We start from the raw sequence: 2,522 nt of genomic DNA, 5'->3' as shown, positions 1-2,522 counted from the left end.
GCGGTGTCGTCGGCGGGGGCGTGGTGGGCGGTGGGGTGGTCGACCCGCCGCCGAAGTCGACGTCGCTGCACAGGTAGTACGACTGGTCCAGGTGGCTGGCCTGCCAGACGGTGTAGACGATGTGCCGTCCGGTGCGTCCCGGTGCGTTCACCGGGATCTGGATCGAGACACCGCCGGTGTCCGGGTCCCACTGGGAGGCCGGGGTGTTACCGATCTGGCCGGCCAACTCCAGGTTGCCCCAGCCGAGCGGTTGGGTGGCGGAGTTGAAGCCCTGCTTCGTCACGTACACCCGGATGTAGTCGGCGCCGTGACTGGCCTGGTCGAAGAAGCGGAGCCGGAAGTTGTTCGACACCGCTGTGGTCTTCCAGGCGCCGATGGTGTCCAACGCGTTGTAGCGGGGGCTCTGCGTGCGTCCGCCACTGCACAGTTGGCCGTCGGGGACGGCGGCCTGGTGGTTGCCGCCCACGCCCTCGCGGAACAGGCCGTTCCAGTTCCACATGGCGGCCGGGTCGGCCTGCCAGGCCTGCCAGCACATCGGGTCCTCGGTGGCCATCCGAGGGTTCTGGAAGTCGCTGCCCCAGCGTTGCCAGCAGCTGTAGTTACGGGACGCCGGGTCGACGACCGAACCATGCGCCGAAGCGGACTTGGGCAGCATGGTGGTCAGTGCGGTCGTCAACAGGAGCGTGATGGTCGCCATGATGGCGAACAACCAGAGCACGCGTCGTGATCGGGTGAAAGACATGGAGCCCCCGGGGGGATGAGGTCGGACGTCGACACCCGGATCGCCGGGAGTTGCCCACTCCCGTGCCTGGTCGCTGGCTCCCGCGACGGCTCTACCCGGCACCATGCCAGCTCGATCGTCAACCGTCAATGGCATCGCGCCGCATCGGGGTGTGCGGGATGCCGTCCTCGACGTACTCGGGGCCGCTCTCCGCGAAGCCGTGCCGGGCGTAGAACGCGACCAGGTGCGACTGGGCGTCCAGCACGCACTGTCGGTTGCCCACCACCTCCAGCGCCGCCGTCATCAGCCGGCCGGCGTGTCCGCCGCCACGCGCCGCCGGGGCCACCACGACCCGACCGATCCGGGCGACACCGTCCGGGTCGGCCAGAATCCGCAGGTACGCAAGCGGCGCGCCGCCGTCGGTGAGCCAGACGTGCCGGGTGCCCGGCTCGACGTCCCGCCCGTCCAGCTCCGGGTACGGGCAGTTCTGCTCCACCACGAACACGTCGATGCGCAGTTTGAGCAGGTCGTGGAGGGTGCGGGCGTTCAGGTCGGCGAAGGAGGCCGTCCGTAGTTCGGTGGTCTGCTGGGGCATCCACCGATGGTAGGTCGGGCGGGTTCACCGGAGATCCGCCCGGTCGGGTGCGAGGTAGGTGGCGGCCACGGCGGTGAGCAGCAGGACACCGCCGACGATCACCGGCAGGGGGAGCGGTTCGCGCAGCAGCGCCACCGCCAGCGCCGCGGCGGTGAGCGGTTCGAGCAGGGTCAGCACTGCCGCGACGCTGCCCGTGGTGGTGCGCAGCCCGGCGTAGAACAACGCGTACGCGACGGCCGTGGTGACCACACCGAGGTGCAGCAGCAGCGCCAGGGTGTCGAGGCGTACCGGCACGCTGACCCCGGCGACCAGGGCGAACGGTGCCAGGGTCAGCGCGCCGACCGTGGTGGAGATGGTGGTCAGCGTCATGGGCGCGGTGCGCTGCGACACCCGACGGCTGACCAGGGTGGTAGCCGCGTACCCGAGGCCGGAGCCGGCTGCCGCGAGCAGGCCGAGCAGCGGGGCGGGCGCCGCCGCGCCGGGGTGCTCGGTGGCGGCGGTGATCAGGACGAGGCCGGCCAAAGCCGCAACCAGCGTGCCGAGTCGCAGCGGGCCGGGGAGCCGGCGGGCGTGCGCCGACTCCCAGGCCGCGGCGAGCACCGGTGCCAGGCCCAGGCTGACGATGGTGGCCACGCTGACTCCGGCCCAGGCCACGGCGGCGAAGTAGAGCGCCTGGTAGAGGCCGAGGCCGACGCCGGTGAGCAGCAGCGGTACGGGTGCGGCACGCAGGGTGGTCACGATCGTGCGGAGCCGGCCGGCGGTGCACGCCAACAGCACGAGCGCGGCGATGGCGAGGCGGTGGAAGCCGATGCTCACCGGGCTGAGCCCGGTGTTCTCGCGCAGGAGTTGCACCGCCACACCGGTGGTGCCCCACAGCACCCCGGTGACGGTGATCTGGATCAGGCCGCTGCGGGCGGCGTGGCTGGCGGCCAAGGCGGCCGGCAGCGCGGTGCGGGTCGTGGACACGGGAGCGCTCCGAAGGGTGAGCCGTTGACGGGGACGACGTCGACGGAGCGCGTACGACAGGGTGGCCGAGCGGGGTCAGGTCACCCGGTCGGCGAGAGGCGCGGCGCTCCGCTCAGGAGCGCGGCGGGGGCAGGACGCCCAGGAACGGCCGCATGGCGACGACCGTACCCCAGCGTGGTGGTCCGGTTGGCCCGCGGCCGGGTGGGCGCGGTCAGGCCGGGCGGGCGGGCGCGGTCAGGC

The 2,522-nt window shown here is 72.3% G+C and carries 3 protein-coding genes; all 3 read right to left on the bottom strand.

Annotation, left to right across the window (positions count from 1 at the left end; all coding sequences use genetic code 11):
• Positions 1–742, bottom strand: a 742-nt coding sequence (locus DLJ58_RS00120) for a lytic polysaccharide monooxygenase auxiliary activity family 9 protein (protein WP_148097950.1), incomplete at its 3' end; no start/stop codon positions are given.
• 118 nt (positions 743–860) lie between these two features.
• Positions 861–1,316 carry a GNAT family N-acetyltransferase gene (locus DLJ58_RS00115; protein WP_124853297.1) on the bottom strand — a complete coding sequence of 152 codons (456 nt, stop codon included), beginning with the start codon at positions 1,314–1,316 and terminating at the stop codon, positions 861–863.
• 24 nt (positions 1,317–1,340) lie between these two features.
• Positions 1,341–2,282: a DMT family transporter gene (locus tag DLJ58_RS00110; protein WP_244218714.1), complete on the bottom strand. Its 942-nt coding sequence runs from the start codon at positions 2,280–2,282 to the stop codon at positions 1,341–1,343.
• Between the last annotated feature and the right edge of the window lie 240 nt (positions 2,283–2,522).

The organism is Micromonospora arida (assembly GCF_003857035.1).
GTDB classification, from domain to species: Bacteria; Actinomycetota; Actinomycetes; order Mycobacteriales; family Micromonosporaceae; genus Micromonospora; species Micromonospora arida.
The sequence above is the reverse complement of the archived record's forward strand: the minus strand, read 5'-3'. Positions and strand labels throughout refer to the sequence as shown.

Excerpts from the sequence above, each read along its gene's own strand:
- DLJ58_RS00115 (WP_124853297.1), bottom strand. The coding sequence starts at position 1,316 with ATGCCCCAGCAGACCACCGAACTACGGACGGCCTCCTTCGCCGACCTG.